17 protein-coding genes are annotated in these 22,107 nt (G+C 63.0%); 10 read left to right on the forward strand and 7 right to left on the reverse strand.

Annotation, left to right across the window (positions count from 1 at the left end; genetic code table 11):
• Positions 1–10: 10 nt before the first annotated feature.
• Genes JI744_RS18130 through JI744_RS18155 form a run of 6 tightly spaced genes read left to right on the forward strand, consistent with a single transcriptional unit; the run spans position 11 to position 7,983 of the window.
• The gene (locus JI744_RS18130) at positions 11–1,702 is read left to right on the forward strand and encodes a GMC family oxidoreductase (protein WP_202662589.1); all 1,692 of its coding nucleotides are present in this window, start codon (positions 11–13) and stop codon (positions 1,700–1,702) included.
• A gap of 25 nt (positions 1,703–1,727) precedes the next feature.
• Complete coding sequence (locus JI744_RS18135) at positions 1,728–2,510, forward strand: HpcH/HpaI aldolase family protein (RefSeq protein ID WP_202662590.1); 783 nt, start codon at positions 1,728–1,730, stop codon at positions 2,508–2,510.
• Positions 2,511–2,525: 15 nt separating this feature from the next.
• A complete protein-coding gene (locus tag JI744_RS18140; RefSeq protein WP_202662591.1) occupies positions 2,526–3,785 on the forward strand; it encodes an NAD(P)/FAD-dependent oxidoreductase in 1,260 nt (419 codons plus the stop codon).
• A gap of 50 nt (positions 3,786–3,835) precedes the next feature.
• Positions 3,836–5,272, forward strand: a complete 1,437-nt coding sequence (locus tag JI744_RS18145) for an NAD-dependent succinate-semialdehyde dehydrogenase (RefSeq protein ID WP_202662592.1) — start codon at positions 3,836–3,838, stop codon at positions 5,270–5,272.
• Positions 5,273–5,317: 45 nt separating this feature from the next.
• Positions 5,318–6,703: an NAD(P)-dependent oxidoreductase gene (locus JI744_RS18150; RefSeq protein WP_202662593.1), complete on the forward strand. Its 1,386-nt coding sequence runs from the start codon at positions 5,318–5,320 to the stop codon at positions 6,701–6,703.
• A gap of 26 nt (positions 6,704–6,729) precedes the next feature.
• Complete coding sequence (locus JI744_RS18155) at positions 6,730–7,983, forward strand: glycerate kinase type-2 family protein (RefSeq protein ID WP_202662594.1); 1,254 nt, start codon at positions 6,730–6,732, stop codon at positions 7,981–7,983.
• Between the two features lie 147 nt (positions 7,984–8,130).
• On the opposite strand, the gene JI744_RS18160 is transcribed toward JI744_RS18155, so the two are convergent.
• Both JI744_RS18160 and JI744_RS18165 read right to left on the reverse strand, forming a co-directional pair.
• Positions 8,131–9,132 carry an isopenicillin N synthase family dioxygenase gene (locus JI744_RS18160; protein ID WP_202662595.1) on the reverse strand — a complete coding sequence of 334 codons (1,002 nt, stop codon included), beginning with the start codon at positions 9,130–9,132 and terminating at the stop codon, positions 8,131–8,133.
• A gap of 120 nt (positions 9,133–9,252) precedes the next feature.
• A complete protein-coding gene (locus JI744_RS18165; RefSeq protein WP_202662596.1) occupies positions 9,253–10,824 on the reverse strand; it encodes a trimethylamine methyltransferase family protein in 1,572 nt (523 codons plus the stop codon).
• A gap of 92 nt (positions 10,825–10,916) precedes the next feature.
• Between JI744_RS18165 and JI744_RS18170 the strand changes: the two genes are divergently transcribed.
• Entirely contained in the window at positions 10,917–11,825 is a 909-nt protein-coding gene (locus tag JI744_RS18170; protein WP_202662597.1) for a LysR substrate-binding domain-containing protein, read from the forward strand.
• 198 nt (positions 11,826–12,023) lie between these two features.
• Here JI744_RS18170 and JI744_RS18175 read toward each other — a convergent pair whose 3' ends face one another.
• The 3 genes from JI744_RS18175 to eno all read right to left on the reverse strand — a co-directional run bounded on the left by JI744_RS18175 (position 12,024) and on the right by eno (position 14,595).
• A complete protein-coding gene (locus JI744_RS18175; RefSeq protein ID WP_202662598.1) occupies positions 12,024–12,566 on the reverse strand; it encodes a pseudouridine synthase in 543 nt (180 codons plus the stop codon).
• 38 nt (positions 12,567–12,604) lie between these two features.
• Positions 12,605–13,099, reverse strand: a complete 495-nt coding sequence (locus JI744_RS18180) for a DUF1097 domain-containing protein (RefSeq protein WP_202662599.1) — start codon at positions 13,097–13,099, stop codon at positions 12,605–12,607.
• Between the two features lie 218 nt (positions 13,100–13,317).
• Positions 13,318–14,595 (reverse strand): phosphopyruvate hydratase, encoded by a 1,278-nt coding sequence (gene eno / locus JI744_RS18185; protein ID WP_202662600.1) that lies wholly within the window; start codon positions 14,593–14,595, stop codon positions 13,318–13,320.
• A 157-nt stretch (positions 14,596–14,752) separates the two neighbouring features.
• On the opposite strand from eno, the gene JI744_RS18190 reads away from it, so the two are divergent.
• Entirely contained in the window at positions 14,753–15,571 is an 819-nt protein-coding gene (locus tag JI744_RS18190; RefSeq protein ID WP_202662601.1) for a dioxygenase family protein, read from the forward strand.
• Here JI744_RS18190 and JI744_RS18195 read toward each other — a convergent pair.
• Positions 15,568–16,449, reverse strand: coding sequence for a DMT family transporter (locus JI744_RS18195; RefSeq protein ID WP_328757564.1), 882 nt, complete (start codon positions 16,447–16,449; stop codon positions 15,568–15,570). The two genes, JI744_RS18190 and JI744_RS18195, sit on opposite strands and share 4 nt — an antisense overlap.
• Positions 16,446–16,865 (reverse strand): Fur family transcriptional regulator, encoded by a 420-nt coding sequence (locus tag JI744_RS18200; protein ID WP_202662602.1) that lies wholly within the window; start codon positions 16,863–16,865, stop codon positions 16,446–16,448. Before JI744_RS18200 ends, JI744_RS18195 begins: the two co-directional genes overlap by 4 nt.
• A 135-nt stretch (positions 16,866–17,000) precedes the next feature.
• Between JI744_RS18200 and JI744_RS18205 the strand changes: the two genes are divergently transcribed.
• Together JI744_RS18205 and JI744_RS18210 are read left to right on the forward strand one after the other, a co-directional pair.
• A complete protein-coding gene (locus JI744_RS18205) occupies positions 17,001–17,879 on the forward strand; it encodes a DMT family transporter (RefSeq protein WP_328757565.1) in 879 nt (292 codons plus the stop codon).
• A gap of 395 nt (positions 17,880–18,274) precedes the next feature.
• Positions 18,275–21,922, forward strand: a complete 3,648-nt coding sequence (locus JI744_RS18210; protein ID WP_202662633.1) for a vitamin B12-dependent ribonucleotide reductase — start codon at positions 18,275–18,277, stop codon at positions 21,920–21,922.
• Positions 21,923–22,107 lie beyond the last annotated feature (185 nt).

The raw sequence follows: 22,107 nt of genomic DNA on the forward strand, positions 1-22,107 counted from the left end.
AACATCCCAAATGATCTACGATTACGTCATCGTGGGGGGCGGTTCGGCTGGGGCGACGCTTGCGGCAAGGCTTTCCGAAAACCCGGCCAAGCAGGTCGCCCTGCTGGAGGCGGGGCCGGATACCCCGCCCGATGCCGTGCCGGATGTGATTTCCGACAGTTATCCCGGCCTGTCCTATTTCGATCCGGCCTATCATTGGTCCGCACTGCGGGTCTATGCCCGCAACCCGCGCAGCAATTCCGAAACCATTCCGCCCACGCGGCTGGAACAGGCCCGCGTGATGGGGGGCGGATCGTCGATCAACGGCCAGTTCGCCGTGCGCGGCCTGCCTGCCGATTATGATGAATGGGAAGCCAAGGGCATCAAAGGCTGGGGCTGGGAAGACATGCTTCCCTATTTCAAAAAGCTGGAGAGGGATCAGGATTTCGATGGCCCCCTGCACGGCAAGACCGGCCCGATGCCGATCCGTCGGGTATTCCCAAAGGATTGGGCCGGGTTCACCCGGTCTGTCATGGATGTCGTCGCAGACGACTACGCCTATCAGGATGATTACAACGCGGCCCCCGGCGACGGGTCTTTCCCCTTGCCCCTTGCCAATGAAAACGACCGTCGCGTTTCAACCGCAACCGGCTATCTGACCCGCGAGGCGCGGGCCAGATCTAACCTGCACATCTTTGCCAACACGCAAGTCGAGGCGCTGGAGATTGACGGTCGCCGCATCACCGGCGTGCGCGCCCATACCGGCGACAAACCCGCCGAAATCTGGTCCGCGCGCGAGGTCATCCTGTCTTCAGGCGCGCTGCACACCCCGGCCATTCTGCTGCGCGCAGGCATCGGCCCGGCGGCGGACCTGCGGGCCAAGGGCATTCCGGTCATCGCCGATCTGCCCGGCGTCGGCCAGAACCTGATGGACCATCCGCATCTGGCCGTGGGCGCGCATTTCAAGAAATCCGCCCGCCTGCGCCCCGGACAGCGCCGCCACATCTTCCTTGGGGTGCGTTATTCATCCGGGTATGAGGGTTGCACGCCGTCGGACATGCTGCTGATGCCGGTCAACCGAGCGGGGTGGCATCCCTTGGGCAGAACGATGGGTGCGCTGAACGTCTGCGTGAACAAGTCTTACTCTCGCGGCAACGTCACGCTGAAATCGGGTGACTGGCGGGATGAGCCGGTGGTGAACCTGAACCTTGGCGGCGATGACCGCGACCTGATGCGGCTGGTGGACGGGTTCGAGCGTCTTTACCGCATCATGGAAGACCCGCGCGTCAAGGCGCATGTCAACACTTGGTTCCTTGCAGGCTATACCGAAGAGGCGCGGTCGCTGTCGGTCAAGAAACTGTCGAACTATGTCAAGACCGGCACGGCGGCACTGCTGTTCGACTATGCGCCCTTCTTCCGCGAAACGCTGCTACGTCACAAATTCGGCACGCAGGACCGGATGCACGCGATGATGCAGAACCGCGATCTGATCGTGGACTGGGCGAAAGCGTCGGTCTGGTCGGGCTGGCATGTGTCTTGCAGTTGCCCGATGGGCGCCGATGACGACCCGATGGCCGTGCTGGACAACCAGTGCCGCGTGCGCGGAGTCGAAGGGCTGCGGGTGGTCGATGCCTCGACAATGCCCACAGTCATCGCGGCCAACACCAACATCACCACGATCGCCATCGCCGAAAAGGCCGCCGATCTGATCCTGAATTCTTGATCCGAACCGCTAAAGGAATCCGAAAATGCGTGAGAACAAGGTCAAAACCCTGTGGTCCAAGGACGAATGCGCCCTGACCGGCTGGCTTGCCATTCCGTCCAGCCTGTCGGCCGAAATGATGGCCCAGCAAGATTTCGATGCCGTGACCGTCGATATGCAGCATGGCGCGGCCGATTATGCCGACATGCTGTCGATGTTGCAGGCCATCTCCACCACCGACAAGACGCCGATGGTGCGCGTGCCGTGGAACGATCCGGCGATCATCGGTCGCGTTCTGGATGCGGGCGCCTATGGCGTGATCTGCCCGATGGTGAACACGGCGGCAGAATGCAAAGCCTTTGTCGAGGCCTGCCGCTATTATCCCGAAGGGGGCCGTTCGGTCGGCCCGATCCGCGCGGGGCTGTATGGCGGGTCGGACTATTTTCCCAATGCCAACAAGACCATCATCACCATGGCGATGATTGAACATAAGGATGGCGTCGCCAATCTGGACGCAATTCTTGCCACGCCGGGTCTGGATGCGATTTTCGTAGGCCCGTCCGATCTGGCAGTGTCGATGGATCATGCGCCGGGGTTCGATCCGAAATGGCCGGATGTGAAAGAGGCCATCGCCCTGATTGCGGAACGCTGCATCGCGGCGGGCGTCGTGCCGGGCATCCATGTTGGGTCGGTCGCGGCGGGCGAGGAAATGCGGCAGCTTGGCTACAAGTTCATCGCCTATCTGTCGGATTTCCGCATGTTGCAGATGGCCTATGCACAGGCGCTGCCGGCCCTTCGCGCGGGCAAGCCCGTGCCGAACGTGCCCTGAAGCGGGGTCAGGTCGATGACTGTGACGCAGGCTGCGCAAAAGGTGGTTGTGATTGGTGCGGGCATTATCGGTGTCTGTGCCGCCAATGCCCTTGCCGACGAAGGGTTTGCCGTCGAGTTCATCGACCCCTTGGAACCGGGCAGCCCCGGCCAATGCTCTTATGGCAATGCCGGGGGGCTTTCGCCGGGGTCTTGCATCCCGAATTCGATGCCCGGCATTGCCCGTCAGGTGCCGGGCATGCTGTTGGACCGCGAAGGCCCGATCGGGCTGCGCTTGCTGGACCTGCCGCATGCGCTGCCGTGGCTGTTGCGGTTTCTGGCCAATTCGCGTCTGTCGCGGGTGCAGCGCATCGCCGACGGGATGATCGAGCTGAACCGCCTGACGCTGGCCTGTTATGAGCCGTTGGTGAAAGAGGCGGGCTGCGCCGATCTGATCCTGCATCGTGGCCAGCTTTTCGCCTATGAAAACCCGAATGGCCCGGCGGGCAGCGCGCTGTCCATTGCCATGCGGCGCGAACGCGGCGTGCGGGTCGAGGTGCTGAACGCCGCCCAGATGCGCGAGCTGGAACCTGCGATTTCGCCAGACTACAAGGCCGGGGTCTTTCTGCCCGAACAGGGCCAGTGCCCCAATCCGGGGCGTCTGGTCGCCTCTATCGCTGCGTTGGCGCGGCGCAAGGGCGTGGTCTTTACCCGCCAGTCCGCGCGGTCTTTGGTGATGCAGCAGGGCAGGGTGGTTGGGGTGGCAACCGAGGCGGGCATGATTTCCGCGACCAAAGTGGTTGTCGCTGCCGGGGCGTTTTCCGGCCCCTTTGCCCGTCAGGTGGGTGTGCGGGTGCCTTTGGTCAGCGAACGCGGCTATCACATCATGCTGCCCCATGCCGAAACCGGGCTGCGCGTCAACGTCAACGCCGCCGAACGCAAGTTTGTGGCCGCCCCGATGGAGGGAGGGCTGCGCCTGTCGGGCACGGTGGAATTCGCCCGCCCCTCTGCCGCGCCCAACTGGCGGCGGGCGGAAATTCTGCTTGGTCAGGCGCGCCATATGTTCCCCGGCGCCGATCTGCGCGGGGTGGAACGCTGGATGGGCAACCGTCCCGGCACACCCGACAGCATTCCGGTGATCGAGGTTGCGCCCCGCCATGACAATGTGATCCTTGCCTTTGGCCATGGGCATCAGGGGCTGATGGGCGGGTCAGTCACCGGCCGGCTGGTCGCCGAACTGGCGACCGGCAAACCCACCTCGATCGACATTTCCCATTTCCGCTCGGCCCGGTTCTAACCGACCCGACATCACCCCGGCCCCCTGCGCCGGCGACAGGAGAGTTTCCGATGTACGAAGAAAAGATCCAACTGCTGATCGACGGCACATTCCGTGATGGCAGCGAAGGCAAAAGCCAGCCGCTGTTGAACCCCGCCACCGGGGAACAGATTGCCACCGTCCCCCATGCCTCTCCCACCGATCTGGATCAGGCGCTGGCTGCGGCAGAGCGCGCCTTTGCGGCCTGGAAGGCGGAAACCGCCATCACCCGCTACAAGATCATGATGAAGGCTGCCGACCTGATCGATCAGCGGCTTGAAACCATCGCCCGCGTCCTGACCATGGAAAATGGCAAGCCGCTGGCGGAATCGCGCGGCGAGGTCGCCTTTTCCGCCGAGGCGACGCGCTGGTATGCCGAAGAGGGCAAACGCGTCTATGGTCGCATCGTGCCGGGCCGCGTGGTGGGACAACGCCAGATGGTGCTAAAAGAACCCGTCGGTGTTGTGGTGGCCTTTGCCGCGTGGAATTTTCCAGCCTCGAACGTGATCCGCAAGGTTGCGGGGGCGGTGGCAGCGGGCTGTTCGATCATCTTGAAGACCGCCGAGGAAACCCCCGGCACCGCAGTGGCCTTTGCGCGCTGCTTTCAGGACGCGGGCCTGCCGAACGGGGTGCTGAACCTTGTGTTCGGCGTGCCGGATGAGGTGTCGCGCCACCTGATCGGATCGCCGATCCCCAAGAAGGTGTCGCTGACCGGATCGACCACCGTGGGCAAGCTGTTGCAAAAACTGGCCGCCGATACGCTGAAACGCACCACGATGGAGCTGGGCGGCCACGCGCCGGTTCTGGTCTTTGCCGATGCCGATGTGGATCAGGCGGTTGCCACGCTGGCGGCGGCCAAGTTCCGCAATGCCGGGCAGGTCTGCACATCGCCCACCCGGTTCTTTGTGCATGACAGTTTGGCCGATACTTTTGCCAAGGGCATGGCTGCCAAGGCATCCGCGCTAAAGCTGGGCAACGGGCTGGACGCCGATACGCAGATGGGACCGATGATCGCGCCCCGCCGCTGCGATGCGATCCAGTCGCTGGTCGATGACGCGGTGGACAAGGGGGCCGACCTGCTGACCGGCGGCCACCGCCTGAATGCCCCCGGCAATTTCTTTGCGCCGACGGTGCTGAACAACGTGCCCGCCGATGCCCGGATCATGAGCGAGGAACCCTTTGGCCCGGTTGCCGCCATCACGCGGTTTTCCACCTTTGACGAGGTGATTTCGCGCGCCAATGCGCTGCCCTATGGTCTGGCCTCGTTCGTTTTCACCCGCGATGGCGGCACAGCCCGCAATGCGGAACTGGCGCTGAATGCAGGGATGGTGGGGGTGAACCACACCATGATCTCGACCCCGGAAACGCCTTTCGGGGGGGTGAACGAATCCGGCTTTGGTTCAGAAAGCGGGATCGAAGGGCTGGAGGCGTTCTTGCGCACCAAGTTCGTTTCTGAACTCTTTGCATGATCGGCACGGGGGCAGAGGATGCCCCCCAAGCCGGATGAGGATGATATGGCTGACAAAGACACACCCCGGATTCTGATCGTCGATCTGATCGGCCTGGCCCCGGACTCGGCGGGCGGCACCGATCATTCCGCCGCCAAGGCCCATGTCGAGGCGCGCGGCGGGGTGTTTCACCTTGGCTCTGTCGCCGACCACCCGGCCCCGCAGGCCGGGCGCCCGCATTTCTATTACATGCCCATGCTGTCAACCGAGGCCGAATTGCTGGCCGAGGCGGGTGATGGCCGATACGACGCGGTGATCGCCGCCGCCACCCTTTTGCCCGCCGCGACCCGGTTTGATCTGGGCGGGGTGCGGATCGGGGCCGGAACCGGCAACATGCGGTCGGCCAGTTGGGGCGGTGGCGATGGGCTGGGCGGCGTGGCCCCCCTGATGAACACCCCCGGCATCAATGCCCGCGCCACGGCGCAGATGGTGATGAAGGCCGTGTTGCGCGTGCGCCCAGACCTGCCGGTTGATGTGATGAACGATCTGGTCGCGCAGGGCAATTTTGACACCGGCCGCGATCTGGTGCGCTTTCCGACCGCCAAGCTGGAAGGTCAGGTCTTTGCTGTGATCGGTTACGGCAACATCGGGCGCGAGGTGGCCAAGCTGGCGCGGGCCTTTGGCATGCGGGTGCGCGTTCATGCCCGCCCGCGCCATCGGGACTGGATCGAAAGCGAAGGCTTCGACTATGCCGACAGCCCGGTTTCTGCCGCGACCGGGGCCGATGTGATCAGCGTGCATATCGGCCTTGGGGCGCTCGGCCCCGATGGCTATGCCAATGCCGGCCTGATCGGGGCCGGGGTGATGGCCGCGCTTTCCCATGGTGCGGTTCTGGTGAACTATGACCGTGGCGAATTGGTGGATACCGCCGCGCTGGCCGATGCGCTGGCCTCTGGCCAGATTGACCATGCCGCGATTGATGCCGACCTGTTTCGGGATATGGAAAGCGGCACTCTTTCGGGGCCGATGCTGCCCTATCTTGACCTGCTGTCCGCCCATAGGGCCAAGCTGTCGCTGCTGCCCCATGCCGCCGCCGATACCGACCATCCGACCCGCGTCGCCGGGGCCATTCAGGCCATCGACCAGATTCTGGATGCGATCCAGAAGGGTCAGGTGCGTAACCTGAAGGGCGATCTGCCCGATGGGCTGACCAATGCCGGTGGCACCCGTCCGCATGGTATGGGGGGCGTTTCGGCCCATGATCTGAACCATCTGTCAGGCGAAGCCGGGAAACTTGACACATTGTCCAGCCTTGCCGCTGATCTTGCGCGCCATGCAGAGGATCTGAAGGCTGGCGCGACGGACCAGCTTGGCCGCGATTTTGTGATGACCTGCAACCGGTTGGCGCAGATGCTGCGTGCATCGGGGCTGGAAGGCCCCTATCTGGGCTGACCTTGCGCCCGAACAGGAAGATGCCCATGCAAAACCCCGCCCGCTTTCTGCGTTCGCTTTTCGACCGCGCGGTCGAGGTTGCCGACCCGATGCAATCGCTGGCGCGTTTCCTGCCGCCCAAGCCTGCGGGCCGGGTGGTCGTGATCGGCGCAGGCAAGGCCAGCGCGCGGATGGCCGAGGCGGTCGAGGCCGCGTGGGGGCCGTGCGAAGGGCTGGTGATCACGCGTTACGGCTATGGCCGCCCCTGTCGTGGCATCGAAATTGTCGAGGCGGCGCACCCGGTGCCGGATCAGGCTGGTGTTGATGCCACGGCGCGGATGCTTGCGCTGGTCTCTGGCCTGCAAGAGAGGGATTTCGTTCTTGCCCTGATCTCGGGCGGGGCCTCGGCTTTGCTCTGTGCCCCGGCTGCGGGGATGACGCTGGCGGACAAGCAGGCGGTCAATGCGGGGTTGCTGGCCTCGGGTGCGCCGATTGGTGACATGAACATCCTGCGCAAGCACCTGAGCCGGGTGAAGGGCGGGCAGTTGGCGGCGGCGGCCTATCCGGCGCGGATGCTGGCGTTGCTGATCTCTGACGTGCCGGGCGATGATCCGGCGCTGATCGGCTCTGGCCCGACAGTGGGCGATGACAGCACGGGCCAGCAGGCGGCGGCTATTTTGCAGCACTGGAAGGTCGCTGTGCCGGACAGTGCGCTGGCGGCCCTGAAACGGCCGAGTCAGGTCGTTTCCACGACCGATCCGCGCCTGTCGCGTGTTCAGAACGTGCTTTACGCGGCACCGGCCCAATCCTTGCAGGCCGCTGCCCTGCTTGCTGAAAAGAGCGGCTGCGAGGTGCGGCTGTTGGGCGATGCGCTGGAAGGTGAGGCCCGCGATGTGGGTGCCGAGATGGCCGCGCTTGCGCTGCGGCTGAAGGCGGGTCGCACTGCGACTGATCGGCCCCTTGTGCTATTGTCCGGCGGAGAGTTGACCGTTACCCGCCGGGGTGCAGGCGTCGGCGGGCCGAATGCAGAATTTTGCCTTGCGCTGGCGCTGGCATTGGATGGGGCGGAAGGCATTCACGTGATTGCCTGCGACACCGATGGTGTGGATGGTGCCGCAGAAATCGCGGGCGCGATCATCGGCCCTGATACGCTTGCATCATCGGCGCGCATCGGGGTTTCGGCGGCCGATGCCCTTGCCCGAAATGATGCGCACAGCTTCTTTCGCCAGATTGGTGGCAATGTGATCACAGGGCCTACACTGACGAATGTCAACGATTTCAGGGCAATCCTGATTTTGTAAAAGGTTACGATGGCGTGTTTTTCCCGGATGATCAGAAATCGCAAGTCAGGCAAGCCTCCCGACATTATGCAGAACACTATTTGAAGCAGGGCGGCATGGCGCTGCGGATGAGACGTGCCGGAACAGGCCGGCACGTCGGGCGTTTGTTCAGGCAGCGGGTGCCTGCAGGTGGGCATAGCTTGCCACAAAGCGCCCGAACTTGTGTGAGCCACAGGTGACAGGCGGATAGCGCTGCGGGTTCGCTTCGGTCACGCAAGAGGGCAGGGGTGCGATCACCGCGTTGAAATCGGCGTCGATGAAGAACGGGATCGAATAGCGCTCGCGCCCCGAGGTGTTGATCACGCGGTGCATGTTGGCAAGATAGACATCATTCGTCAGCTTCTGGATCAGGTCGCCGATGTTGATGACAAAGGCTCCGCGGATGGGCGTGCCATCAACCCAGTTGCCTTCGCGGTTCATCACTTGCAGCCCACCCACGTCGTCCTGGGCAAGGATCGTCAGGTTGCCATAGTCGGTATGGGCGCCGATGCCGATAATGTCCTTGTCGGCGTGGCCGTTCTGGGGCGGGTAGTGCAGCAGGCGCTGGATGCTGATCGGGTCCGTCATGATGCCTTCAAAGAAGGTCTCGTGAAGGTCGAGGCTGAGAGCAATGCCACGCAAGAGCTGCCGGGACAGTGTGACCATCTTTTCATGGTAGCCGTAGACCAGCTTTTGGAACTCCGGCAAGGTCGCGGGCCATTGGTTGGGGCCGAAGAAGGGCCCCTCCAGCGCGGTGCGCTCTGGCCCGATGTCGAAACATTCCTTCAGATCCCGCGTCTTGCCAGGGTCGGTGTTTTCGCCAAAGGGCTCGATATAGCCGCGCAAGGCCACGTCAGATCTGCTGACGTGCAGCGCCATCTTGTCCGCCATCGGCATTTCAAAGAAGCGGCGCGTGACATCAAAGACCTCATCCACAAAGCCCTGCGTCACGCCATGGTTCTTGACATACATGAAGCCCGCATTGGACAGCGCCCAGCGAATTTGCCTGGCCACACCCATCTTGTCGCTGCCATCCAGCAACGGTGCCACGTCGATAACCGGAATGGAGTCGAAATTTTCGCGCGTGTTGCGCAATTTGTCGTCCAGCCTGGCGATCAGATCCTTGCTCATGCCAATGCTCTCCCTGTTCTTGGCGTGTTTTGGGTAAAGGGCAGCCGCACCCTGACCATGGGTCGGGCGGTGCCGGTTCGATTGCGAAAACGGGATCAGGCGGTCAGGCTGCCGTGCCGATCAGTACCACATGTCGGCCATCCCGGCCTTGCGGCGCGCGATGAAGTCGAGAAGCGCGTCGTCCGTCGCCTTGTCCAATGGGGGTGCCTCGTATTCGCGCAGAAGTTTTTTCCAGCGGGCATTGGCGCGCTGGGCATAGTCGATGCCGCCCTGCTCGTCCCAGGTTTCCCACGGCTGGTTGTCATCAAGCGCGCTGTCCCAATAGGCGGTTTCGTAGTGCCGCAAGGTGTGCTGGGTGGAAAACAGGTGCTGTCCGGGGCCAAGTTCAGCCAGCGCCTCGAAGGCCAGCGTATCCTCGTTCACCGCCATCCCGTCCAGATAGGCATGCAGCGACCCGCACATGTCAGTGTCCATGACCAGCTTTTCGTAGGACATCGACAACAGACCATCAAGGAAACCGGCCGAATGGAGAACATAATTCGCCCCCCCCTGCACCGCGGACATCATGGACATCATGCTTTGCTGCATCGCCTGGCCGTCCGGCAGTTTCGAGGTGCTGAAATTGCCGGCGCAGCGCAGCGGCAGGTTCAGACGGCGCGCAAGTTGCCCCATGGCAAGCGACCCGATGGCCGGTTCAGGTGTTCCGAACGTGGGCGAACCCGTACGCAGCGACATCGAGGAGAAGAAAGATGCAAGGATCGCGGGTGCGCCGGGACGGACAAGCTGCGTGAGCGCACAGGACGCCATCGATTCCGCCAACCCTTGTGCCACCATGCCCGCAATGGTCAGCGGCGCGACAGCGCCCCCCAACAGGAAGGGCAGATGGATAGAGCCTTGATTGGCGGCGGCATAGGCGCGGATACCGGCGGTGGTAACGCCATCAAGCACGAGGGGAGAGGTGGTGTTGAAGTTGCCCATCACCACGCAGTTCTGGTCTACAAAATCCGCTCCGAACAGGATGCGGGCCATGTCGATGCTGTCGGCCGCACGTTCGGATGCTGTGATGGAGCCAAGGAAGGGGCGGTCGGAATAGCGGATATGGGAATAAACCATGTCGAGGTGGCGCTTGTTCACCGGAACATCGGTCGGCTCGCACACAGTACCGCCCGAATGGTGCAGCCAGGGTGAGGACTGGGCGAGTTTCACGAAGTTGCGGAAGTCCTCGATCGTGCCATAGCGGCGACCGCGATCGAGGTCCATCACGAAGGGCGAACCGTAAGAGGGCGCGAAGACGACGTTCTTGCCGCCGATCTGCACGTTGTTGGCCGGATTGCGGGCGTGCTGGGTGAATTCTGCGGGAGCGGTCTTCAGGATTTCGCGCAGCATGCCCGGTTCGAACTTGATGCGCCAGACATCGGCAGAAACATCCGCTACCTCGGCCCCGGCCTGTTTGTAAAGGCGCATCGCCTCGGCATCGTCACGCAGTTCAATGCCGATTTCGGCCAGAATGCGGTCGGCGGTGGCTTCGATGGCCGTCAGGCTTTCGTCGGACAGGATGTCATAGGTCGGGATGCCCCGCACGATATAGGGCCGGTGCATGCCCTGACCGCCGGACAGGCGGCTTTCGCGCCGTTGTGAGCGCCCGCCGCGCTGACGCTTGGTTTCGTTTGCGCCTAGATCCCCGTCTGCCACGACCGCACCTTTCGATAAATCAAGGGCAAGCTAATGCGTCTTGGGGTATCTGTGACGCTGGAAAGTTTTCATCGACTTGATAAATGTAGCTTATGGAAAATCTGCGCAGCCTCTTGCCATCGATCAACAGCCTTGTCGTCTTTGAAGCGGCGGGAAGGTTACCCAGCTTTACCGCCGCAGCCCGAGAGCTGCACATGACACAGGCGGCGGTGTCCTATGCCATTGCGCGGCTTGAGGAACATCTGGGCACCGCGCTTTTCCTGCGCGAACACCGGCGCATCCGGCTGAGCGAGGCGGGAGAACGCTTTCACGCCGATGTGTCCATCGGGCTTTCGCATATTCAGCGATCAGCGCAGAACCTGCGGGCGGCGGCAACCGGGGATCATGTAACCCTGTCCTGTTCGACCGCTTTTGCGGCGTTCTGGATGGTGCCGCGTATGGCACAGTTTCGCCAAGATCTGCCTCATATCGATTTGCGCATCCAGACGGCGGATCGCGACCTTGACCTTGTGGGCGAGGGTATCCCCTTGGCCGTGCGGGGCGGGAACCCCTCGGAGTGGCCGCAATATCTGGCCAAACCGCTTGCGGCGGAAGAGATCTTCCCGGTTTGCGGGCCGGGCTATCTTTTGGGTCGCGAGATGCCGAAGCAAGAGGCGGATCTGCTGGACCACCAGCTTATCCATCTGGAAGAGCCGTTCCGATCTGCGGCGACGTGGCGCGATTGGTTTGCGGCCGCCGGGATCGAGGGGCGAAGAATCCCGAAGGGGTTGCAGATCAACGACTATGTTCTGGTGATTCAATCTGTCATGGCAGGGCAGGGCGTAACGCTGGGTTGGCGGCATCTGGTCGAAGGGCTGGTGGCCAGCGGAGTCCTGGTTCGCCTGACCAGCCATGTCCTGACGACAGGGATGCAGTTCCACGTCATCTGGCCCCGCGATGTTGCCCTGAGCCGCGTTGCACAAGAGGTGCGCGACTGGCTTCTGGCCCAGACGCTCGCGTAAGGGCAGAAGCCGCGCCGTCGGGTCTGGCTACCGGCTATGGTTGACCTTGCCAGATCTGATTGTCGCCACCGCCCCGCCGCTTCAGCCCGTCATTTCGCCCCCACTGTCAGTGGGTGAATGCAGACATGGCTGTGGACGGGGCATTTCGGGGCTGTCGCAAGTGCTGGCGACAGGATTGCGATCAGATCAGCGGGGTGGTCACACCGTAATCTGCCGCCACTCTCCGGGGGCCAGCCCCTCCAGCGTCCAGTCGCCCACGCGCCAGCGGATCAGCCGCAGGGTCGGGTGGCCTGCGGCGGCGGTCATGCGGCGGACCTGACGGTTTCGCCCCTCGCGGATCGTCAGCTCCAGCCAGCAATCGGCCACGGTCTGGCGCACCCGGATCGGCGGATTGCGCGGCCACAGCCAAGAGGGCGCATCAATCAGCCGGGCGCGGGCAGGCAGGGTCAGCCCGTCCTTCAGCATGACGCCCCCCGACAGCGCGGCCAGTGACGCCGCATCCGGCACGCCTTCGACCTGCGCCAGATAGGTCTTTTCCGTCTTGTGCTTTGGGTCGGCGATCCGGGCCTGCAACCGACCGTCATCGGTCAGCACCACCAGCCCCTCGCTGTCGCGGTCCAGCCGACCGGCGGGATAGACATCCTTCAGCGGCACGAAATCGGCCAAGGTCTGTCGCCCTTCGCCATCGGTGAACTGGCACAGGACATCATAGGGTTTGTTCAGCAGGATGATTTTTGCCATGGCGGGGGCATAGCACGCCCCGCCATGGCCCGAAAGCGTCAGGCTTGTTTGGCCAGGCCGCCGGCGATCTTTTCCGACACAAGGCCAAAGACATTGCCCACGATCAACGAGGCCAGCACCACCGCCGCCGCCTTGATCGTGGCCCCGGCATCGGCAATCGCCACGCCCGTCAGCAGGCAGAAGGCCGCGGTCGAGGCATAGCCGTAAACCGCCGCCGGAATGGTCGCCAGTTGCGGGAGATGCGCGCCCATGACCAGAATGACCACCGACACCCCGACGATCAGCGACGTGACCAGAACCGACCCGCCGACCGTGCCCACCACGATCAGCGCCAGCGCCGCGACCACGACGCCCCAGACATGGTTGGTGGCCGATTTGACCAGCCCGTCACCCTTGCCGCCCGAGTGGTAAAAGCTGCCCCAGCCGATGAACAGCGCCCAGACCTGCAGGCCCAGCGGCGTGCCGAGGCAAAGGTAGGTGGCCACGGCGGCCAAGGCGCCGATGGATATGGCCAGTGCGGTGATGATGTGCATGTGTCCCTCTCTCCCATTGCCGCCTGTTTTCGGCGGATGGGCGCAGGGTGGGTTCGGGCGGCATTTGCCGACAATCGCACCAAAGTCTCTACGACCGTGAACGGATGCGGGGCAAAGCCGGAACCTTGCGGCTGGCATGGTCGTAGATGCAGGCGCGGCAATGAAAACGGGCACCCGGAGGTGCCCGCAAATGTCTTTGAAAATCCTGGGCGCTGGCCTTAACGCTTCAGGATCGAGCGGCCCGCGTATTCGGCGGTCTCGCCCAGCATTTCCTCAATGCGGATCAGCTGGTTGTATTTCGCCAGCCGGTCCGACCGCGACAGCGAGCCGGTCTTGATCTGGCCGCAGTTGGTGGCCACGGCCAGGTCGGCGATGGTGCTGTCCTCGGTTTCGCCCGAACGGTGCGACATGACGTTGGTATAGCGCGCGCGGTGCGCCATATCGACGGCTTGCAACGTTTCGGTCAGGGTGCCGATCTGGTTCACTTTGACCAGCATCGAGTTGGCGCAGCCCTTGGCAATCCCCTCGGCCAGACGGCGCGGGTTGGTCACGAACAGGTCGTCGCCCACCAGCTGGATCTTGCCGCCCAGACGGTCGGTCAGCAGCTTCCAGCCTTCCCAGTCATCTTCCGAACAGCCATCCTCAATCGAGATGATCGGATAGTCGGCGGCCAGACCGGCCAGGAAATCGACGTTCTGTTCGATGGACAGCGATTTGCCTTCGCCCTTCATCTCATACTTGCCGCCCTTGAAATATTCGGTCGCGGCGCAGTCCAGTGCCAGATAGATATCCTCGCCCGGCTTGTAGCCCGCCTTTTCGATGGATTTCAGAATGAAATCCAAGGCATCGCGGGCAGAGTTCAGGTTGGGCGCAAAGCCGCCTTCATCGCCGATGCCGGTGTTGTGGCCCGCCGCCTGAAGTTCCTTCTTCAGGGTGTGGAACACTTCGGACCCCATGCGGATCGCCTCGCGGATGTCTTGCGCACCCACCGGCATGATCATGAATTCCTGAATGTCGATCGGGTTGTCGGCATGTTCGCCGCCGTTGATGATGTTCATCATCGGAACCGGCAGAACGCGGGCCGAGGTGCCGCCGACATAGCGGTACAAGGGCTGGCTGGAATATTCCGCCGCCGCCTTGGCCACCGCCAGCGACACGCCCAGAATGGCATTGGCGCCCAAACGCGATTTGTTCGGCGTGCCATCCATTTCAATCATGGTGCGGTCAATGCCGACCTGTTCGGTCGCGTCATAACCCACCAGCTCTTCGGCGATCTCGCCGTTCACCGCCGCCACCGCCTCCAGCACGCCCTTGCCCATATAGCGCGACTTGTCACCGTCACGCTTTTCGTTCGCCTCATGCGCGCCGGTTGATGCGCCCGAGGGCACGGCGGCCCGGCCCATGGCGCCGCTTTCCAGAACCACATCCACCTCGACCGTGGGGTTGCCCCGGCTGTCAAGGATTTCGCGGGCGTGAATGTCGATGATCGTGCTCATGGGGCCTCTCCCGAACCAAAGAATGTTGCAATCTCGTTTAGCGGCTGATGGCCCCTAGGGAAAGGGCAAGATAGTGGCATCATGTTAGCGCCAACGGAAACCCGCCGCTGCGGCGTATCATTGGTAGGCAAGGCCCAAGACAAGGATGTGACAGGCGATGACCCAGGATGATGACGGCAGTTTCAGACAGGACCATGCGCGGCTGTGGGGGCGGCGGGCGGCCTTGGGCGCGCTGGTGGCGGGGGCTGCCGGGGCAGGGTGGTGGTTCACAGGCCCGCCCGGACAGTCCGAGCCGAACCTGGCCGCGACGGGGGCCGATGGTGCCGCCTGTCTGAAGCTGCCGGAGGAAACCAACGGCCCCTATCCTGCCGATGGCACCAACCGCCTGAACGGGGCCACGGTGAATGTGCTGACCGAAAGCGGCGTGATGCGGCGCGACCTGCGGCCCAGTTTCGGCGGGCTGACCTCGGTGGCCGATGGTGCGCTGCTGGAGCTGGAGATTCGACTGGTTGACGTAAAGGCCGCCTGTGCGCCCCTGGCTGGGCTGGCGGTTTATCTGTGGCATTGCGATGCGGCGGGGGACTATTCGATATATGGGCGTGCCGAGGCGAATTACCTGCGCGGCCTTCAGGAAAGCGACGCCTCTGGCGTCGTGCGGTTCACCACGATCTTTCCCGGAACCTATCAGGGCCGCTGGCCGCATATCCATTTTGAGGTCTTTGCCTCGGCCTCGGCGGCGGTTTCGGGGACGGCGGCGTTGCTGACTTCGCAGATCGCGATGCCGGGGGCGGCGGCGCAGGCGCTGTATCTGGCCGATGCGCGCTATGCTGGCAGCATTGCCCCGTTGGCCGGGGTGACGTTCGAAGGGGATTGGATTTTTGGCGACAACACCCCCGAACAACGGGCGGCGCAACTGATGCGGCTGTCGCCGGGGGGTGTGGACGGCTTGGTGACTGTGGGCGTATTGCGCGCCTAGGCCTGACGCAGTCGGCGCGCACGCTCACGGGCAAAGGCGTAAAGGCCAGAGCCGACCACGAGCGCGGCCCCGATCAGGGTGGATGGCCCCGGCCGTTCACCCAGAAAGATCATCGCGACAACCATGGCAAAGACCAGCCGCGTATAGCGGAAGGGGGCCACCACCGACACCTCGCCCAGCCGCATCGCCGCGACCACGGCGTAATAGCCGAACAGCCCGGTCAGCAAGGCACCCGACAGCCCCAGCCACTGGCCCGGTGTGGGCGGCACAAAGCTGTCGCCCATCAGGCCCATCAGCCCGATCCCCGCTGGCACCAGCCCCAGATAGGCCCAGGCCGCCACCTGAAACGTGCCGATCCGCGCCGGCATCACCCGCGTCGCCAGATCGCGAGAAGCCAGAACCACAACGCAGGCCACGGTAAAAAGGCCGGTCGGATCAAACCCGGCATCCCAGGGGGACAGGATCACCATCACCCCGGCAAACCCCACAAGAATAGAGGTCCAGCGCCGCCAGCCCACGGTTTCGCCCAGAAACAGCGCTGCCCCCGCAGTAACGACAAGCGGAGAGGCCTGAAGCAGCGCCGATGTCATCGACAAGGGCGCATAGGCCAGCGCGATGATGTAGAATATTGCCGCCGCTGCCTCTGACAGCGTGCGCAGCAAGGGCACGCCGCGCAGGGCATCGCGCGACAACACGGGCTGGCGTTTTGATGCGGCCAGCAGCCAGAACACCACTGCCCCTGCCGCCCCGGTCAGCGCCAGCACCTGTCCGGGGGGCAGCGCCTCGGCAGCGCGCTTGAGGAACAGGTCTTCAATGGCAAAGAACGCCATCGAGCCGGTCATCAAAGCGGCGGCGCGGGTGTTTTCGGCGGCGCTCACGTTTTGTCGGCTTTGGTCAGGGGAACCGCCAGCAGTTCCAGCCGGTGCCCGATCAGCCGGTATCCCAGACGCGCCGCGATCTTTTCCTGCAAGGCCTCAATTTCTGGGTCGATGAATTCGATGACCCGGCCAGAGGATACATCGATCAGATGGTCATGGTGGTCGCGCTCCGCATCCTCATAGCGCGCGCGGCCATCACCGAATTCGACCTTTTCCAGAATCCCCGCCTCTTCCAGCAATTTGACGGTGCGGTAGACGGTCGCCAGCGAGATTTTCGGGTCTACGGCGCTGGCGCGGGCGTACAGCTCTTCCACATCGGGGTGATCTTCAGCCTCGCCGATGACGCGGGCCAGAATGCGGCGCTGGTCGGTCATCCGCAGGCCCCGTGCTTCGCAGCGGGCGATGATGTCGGTCATGGGCCACCCCCTTTTGGCCCGATTAGCGAAAAGCCGCTGCGGGTGCCAGCGGTTTCGGGCTGGCCATTGGCTTCGCCTCGCCTTGACTCTGCCGGGCCGCAGGCAAAGGGTGCGGCCCGCGAACAGGGGGCGATGATGCGCAAGGATCGGCTGGACGGAACGGGCCTTGCGGCGCTTTTGGGAATCACCCTGCTGCTGGCGGCGAACCAGATCATCATCAAGGATGCCAACCGCGGTTTGCAGCCGGTGTTCTTTGCCGGGGCACGGTCGGTTCTTGCTACCGGATTCGTCTGGCTGTGGCTGCGCCACCGGGGGCTGACGGGCCGGGTACGCCGCGCCGATCTGGTGCCCGGACTGTGGATTGGCGCGATTTTCGCGGTAGAGTTCATGGCGCTGTTTCTGGCGCTGGACCTGACGGCGGTCAGCCGCGCCTCGATCATCTTTTATTCCATGCCGGTGTGGATGGGTCTGCTGGCCCATTTCGGCCTGCCGGGGGAACGGCTGACCCCGGTGCGTGCGGTGGGCCTTGCCATGGCCTTTGCCGGCACCGCTTGGGCGATCCTGTCGCGCAGCCCCGGCGGGCATGGCAACATCTGGGGTGATCTGTGCGCGCTGGTCGGGGCCTGGGGCTGGGCGGGCACCGCGTTTCTGGCCCGCAAGACCCGGCTGCGCGAAGCAGGGCCAGAGGCTCAACTGTTCTGGATGGTGGCTGTATCAGGCCCGATCATGCTGTTGTTGGCCCCGGCCTTTGGTCCCTTGCTGCGCGATATTCAGCCGCACCATTGGGTTTGGCTGGTGTTGCAGGCGCTGGTGGTGGTGACTGGCGGTTTCATCAGTTGGCTGTGGCTGCTGTCGGTCTACCCGACGGCGACGGTGGCCAGCTTTTCCTTCCTGACACCCTTGTTCGCGATGGCGCTGGGCGTGCTGATTTACGGCGAAACGCTGACATTGCCGCTTTTGGGGGCGGCGGTGCTGGTGGCGGGCGGAATCGTGCTGATCAACAGGCGGCGCTGACAGATTCGCCCCGGCCTTGCGGCAAAAGCTGAGGTGTCGCGTCCAAATCTGTGTGCGCCTTGGCTTTTCCGCCCGTATTCACGCGATGCCTGAACTGTGCGATCACGCCGCCGTGACGCCACCCATATGTTGCGCGAAAGCGTCAAGCACAAAATCTGGTGGATAACCCAAAGAATCCCGTTGCGAGACACCAGTCTTTGCGACAGTTTGACGAAGTGGCCGACGACACCACCATATGTTGTGGCTGGGCAGGAATGATCTTCGACAGATGCAGCGCCGGAAGTGCGGGCGCGGCGACCGGGGCCATAAAGGCTTCGGGCTATGAGATTTGTCTGCCTATCAAGGATTTCAACCGGACGGGGCGCGAAGCCCTGCCAAGCGGAGACGGGGCAGAGATGAAGATCGAGCGCAAGTTCACGACCGAGGCTGGCGGCGCCTATGGTGAGATCGCCTTTACCAAGACCACGTCAGAGATTCGCAATCCCGACGGCAAGGTGGTGTTCAAGAATGACGCGGTAGAGGTGCCGGAAGGCTGGAGCCAGGTTGCCAGTGACGTTCTGGCCCAGAAATATTTCCGCAAGGCGGGCGTGCCCGCGCGGCTGAAACGGGTGAAAGAGGCTGGCGTTCCGAAATTCCTGTGGCGCCAAGTGCCGGATGACGCGGCACTGGCAGAACTGCCGCAAGATCAACGGATTGTCGGCGAAACCTCCGCCAAGCAGGTGTTTGACCGTCTGGCGGGTGCTTGGGCCTATTGGGGCTGGAAGGGTGGCTATTTCACCACCGAAGCCGACGCCAGCGCCTATTATGACGAAATGCGGTTCATGCTGGCCCGCCAGATGGCCGCGCCGAACAGCCCCCAGTGGTTCAACACCGGCCTGCATTGGGCCTACGGCGTCGATGGCCCGGCGCAGGGGCATTACTATGTCGATCACAAGACCGGCACGCTGACCAAATCCGAATCCGCCTATGAACACCCGCAGCCCCATGCCTGCTTCATCCAGTCGGTCAGCGATGATCTGGTGAACGAAGGCGGCATCATGGACCTGTGGGTTCGTGAGGCGCGGCTGTTCAAATACGGCTCGGGCACCGGCACCAACTTTTCATCGCTGCGGGGCGAGGGCGAAAAGCTGTCGGGCGGCGGCAAGTCGTCGGGCCTGATGGGCTTTTTGAAAATCGGCGACCGGGCTGCTGGCGCGATCAAGTCGGGCGGCACCACGCGCCGCGCGGCCAAGATGGTGATCTGCGACATGGATCACCCCGATGTCGAACAGTTCATCAATTGGAAGGTGATCGAGGAGCAGAAGGTTGCCAGCCTCGTCGCCGGGTCCAAGGCGCATGAGCTGAAACTGAACGAAATATTCTCGGCCATTCGTCAGTGGGATGGCTCGGCCGAAGATTCTGTTGATCCGGCGAAAAACCCGGCGCTGAAGGCGGCGATCAAATCGGCCAAAAAGGCCTTGATCCCCGACACATATACCAACCGCATCCTGCAATATGCCAAGCAGGGATTCACCAGCATCGAATTCCCGACCTATGACACCGATTGGGATTCCGAAGCCTATATCACCGTCTCGGGCCAGAACTCGAACAACTCGGTCCGGGTGACCGATGCCTTCCTCAAGGCGGTCAAGAACGATGCCCCGTGGGAGCTGATCCGCCGCACCGATGGCAAGGTCGCCAAGACCGTTTCGGCGCGCGAATTGTGGGACCAGATCGGCCATGCCGCCTGGGCCTGCGCCGATCCCGGCATCCAGTTCCACGATTCGGTCAACGCCTGGCACACCTGCCCGGCGGACGGGCCGATCCGGGGTTCCAACCCGTGTTCGGAATACATGTTCCTTGATGATACGGCCTGCAACCTGGCCTCGATGAACCTGCTGACCTTCTTCCATGACGGCAAGTTCGATGCCGAAGGCTATGTTCATGCCAGCCGTTTGTGGACAGTCACGCTGGAAATCAGCGTGATGATGGCGCAGTTCCCGTCAAAGGAAATTGCACAACTGTCCTATGACTTCCGCACCCTGGGTCTTGGCTATGCCAATATCGGCGGTCTGCTGATGAACATGGGCCTTGGCTATGACAGCCGCGAAGGCCGTGCCCTGTGCGGCGCGCTGACCGCGATCATGACCGGCGTTGCCTATGCCACCAGCGCCGAAATGGCGAAAGAGCTGGGGCCGTTTGCTGGCTATGCCCGCAACGCCGAGCACATGCTGCGCGTCATCCGCAACCACCGTCGCGCCGCGATGGGCGAGACCAAGGGCTATGAGGGCGTGAACGTCAATCCGGTCGCGCTGGACGCCGCAGGATGCCCCGACAAGGCCTTGGCCCAACTGGCAAAATCGGCTTGGGATGAGGCGCTGGCGCTGGGTGAGGCCCACGGCTATCGCAACGCCCAAACCACCGTGATCGCGCCGACTGGCACCATCGGTCTGGTGATGGATTGCGACACCACGGGGATTGAGCCGGACTTTGCGCTGGTCAAGTTCAAAAAGCTGGCGGGCGGCGGCTATTTCAAGATCATCAACCAGTCGGTTCCAGCGGCGCTGGAGATGCTGGGCTACCGCACCAGCGAAGTGGCCGAGATCATTTCTTACGCCGTGGGCCATGGCACCTTGGGCAACTGCCCCGGCATCAACCACACCGCGCTGATCGGCCATGGTTTCGGCCCGCGCGAGATTGAAAAGATCGAAGGCGCGCTGCCCTCGGCCTTTGACATCCGGTTCGTGTTCAACCAGTGGACGTTGGGCGAAGATTTCTGCAAGCAGACCCTTGGCATCCCCGCCGAAAAGCTGGCTGACCCGACCTTTGATCTGCTGAAGCACCTTGGCTTCACCAAAGCGCAGGTCGATGCCGCCAATGACCATGTTTGCGGCACGATGACACTGGAAGGCGCGCCATTCCTGAAGGCGGAACATCTGTCGGTCTTCGACTGCGCCAACCCTTGCGGCAAGACCGGCAAGCGGTTCTTGTCGGTGGACAGCCACATTTACATGATGGCGGCGGCGCAATCGTTCATCTCGGGGGCGATCTCCAAGACGATCAACATGCCGAATTCGGCCTCGATCACCGAGGTTCTGGCGGCCTATGAACTGTCGCATTCACTGGGCATCAAGGCCAACGCCATCTACCGCGACGGGTCGAAACTGTCGCAACCGCTGGCTTCGGCACTGATCGAGGATGACGAGGAGGCCGAGGAAATCCTCGCCACCGGGTCGTTGCAGGAAAAGGCGGCGGTGATTGCCGAGAAGATCGTTGAAAAGGTGATCATCAAGGAAATCATCCGCACCAACCGCGAAAAGCTGCCCGAGCGGCGCAAGGGCTATACCCAGAAAGCCATTGTCGGCGGGCACAAGGTTTACCTGCGCACCGGCGAATATGGTGACGGGCGGCTGGGCGAGATTTTCATCGACATGCACAAGGAAGGTGCGGGCTTCCGCGCCATGATGAACAACTTTGCCATCGCGGTGTCGGTTGGCCTGCAATACGGCGTGCCGCTGGAAGAGTTTGTTGAGGCCTTCACCTTCACCCGCTTTGAACCGGCGGGCATGGTGCAGGGCAATGACAGCATCAAGAATGCCACCTCGATCCTGGACTATATCTTCCGCGAACTGGCGATTTCCTATCTGGACCGCACCGATTTGGCCCATGTGAAGCCGCAAGGCGCCTCGTTCGATGATCTGGGCCGGGGCGATGACGAGGGCAAGCGCAACTTTGCCGAAGTCACCGACAATGCGGCGTCGAAATCGCTGGAGATGCTGAAGTCGATCAGCTCCACCGGATATCTGCGCAAACGTCTGCCGCAAGAACTGATGGTGTTCCAGGGCGGTATGGCATCGACCGGCACCGAAACCGGCTTTGCCGCGATGGTGGTGGAAACCTCGACCGCGCTGGCCTCTGGCACCGTCAGCATGGATGCCCGGACCAAGGCGAAGATGCAGGGCTATGAGGGCGACCCCTGCGGCGAATGCGGCAACTACACGCTTGTGCGCAACGGCACCTGCATGAAGTGCAACACCTGTGGCGGGACCACGGGGTGTAGCTGAGCCACTGGCACCGGAATTATTGCCCCTGTCCGCGGTGCGGGCAGGGGTTATCTTTTTTGCGGTCGAACCATCGTTCGCTTGATGAATTCGCCCGAGATAGCCGCCTTGGCGGTCAGGGCCGGATTGCTTTTGCCGCAACGCCTGTCCGGGCGGGTCAGGAAACGCACTGCGTTTCCCCGTCCGTG

Origin of the sequence: Fuscibacter oryzae (assembly GCF_016765795.1) — a bacterium.
In the GTDB taxonomy this organism is placed as follows: domain Bacteria; phylum Pseudomonadota; class Alphaproteobacteria; order Rhodobacterales; family Rhodobacteraceae; genus Fuscibacter; species Fuscibacter oryzae.

Coding starts and splice junctions, on each gene's coding strand:
- eno (WP_202662600.1), bottom strand. CDS start 14,595: ATGAGCACGATCATCGACATTCACGCCCGCGAAATCCTTGACAGCCGG.
- JI744_RS18210 (WP_202662633.1), top strand. CDS start 18,275: ATGAAGATCGAGCGCAAGTTCACGACCGAGGCTGGCGGCGCCTATGGT.
- JI744_RS18145 (WP_202662592.1), top strand. CDS start 3,836: ATGTACGAAGAAAAGATCCAACTGCTGATCGACGGCACATTCCGTGAT.
- JI744_RS18140 (WP_202662591.1), top strand. CDS start 2,526: ATGACTGTGACGCAGGCTGCGCAAAAGGTGGTTGTGATTGGTGCGGGC.
- JI744_RS18170 (WP_202662597.1), top strand. CDS start 10,917: ATGGAAAATCTGCGCAGCCTCTTGCCATCGATCAACAGCCTTGTCGTC.
- JI744_RS18150 (WP_202662593.1), top strand. CDS start 5,318: ATGGCTGACAAAGACACACCCCGGATTCTGATCGTCGATCTGATCGGC.
- JI744_RS18190 (WP_202662601.1), top strand. CDS start 14,753: ATGACCCAGGATGATGACGGCAGTTTCAGACAGGACCATGCGCGGCTG.
- JI744_RS18175 (WP_202662598.1), bottom strand. CDS start 12,566: ATGGCAAAAATCATCCTGCTGAACAAACCCTATGATGTCCTGTGCCAG.
- JI744_RS18135 (WP_202662590.1), top strand. CDS start 1,728: ATGCGTGAGAACAAGGTCAAAACCCTGTGGTCCAAGGACGAATGCGCC.
- JI744_RS18130 (WP_202662589.1), top strand. CDS start 11: ATGATCTACGATTACGTCATCGTGGGGGGCGGTTCGGCTGGGGCGACG.
- JI744_RS18200 (WP_202662602.1), bottom strand. CDS start 16,865: ATGACCGACATCATCGCCCGCTGCGAAGCACGGGGCCTGCGGATGACC.
- JI744_RS18180 (WP_202662599.1), bottom strand. CDS start 13,099: ATGCACATCATCACCGCACTGGCCATATCCATCGGCGCCTTGGCCGCC.
- JI744_RS18205 (WP_328757565.1), top strand. CDS start 17,001: ATGCGCAAGGATCGGCTGGACGGAACGGGCCTTGCGGCGCTTTTGGGA.
- JI744_RS18160 (WP_202662595.1), bottom strand. CDS start 9,132: ATGAGCAAGGATCTGATCGCCAGGCTGGACGACAAATTGCGCAACACG.
- JI744_RS18155 (WP_202662594.1), top strand. CDS start 6,730: ATGCAAAACCCCGCCCGCTTTCTGCGTTCGCTTTTCGACCGCGCGGTC.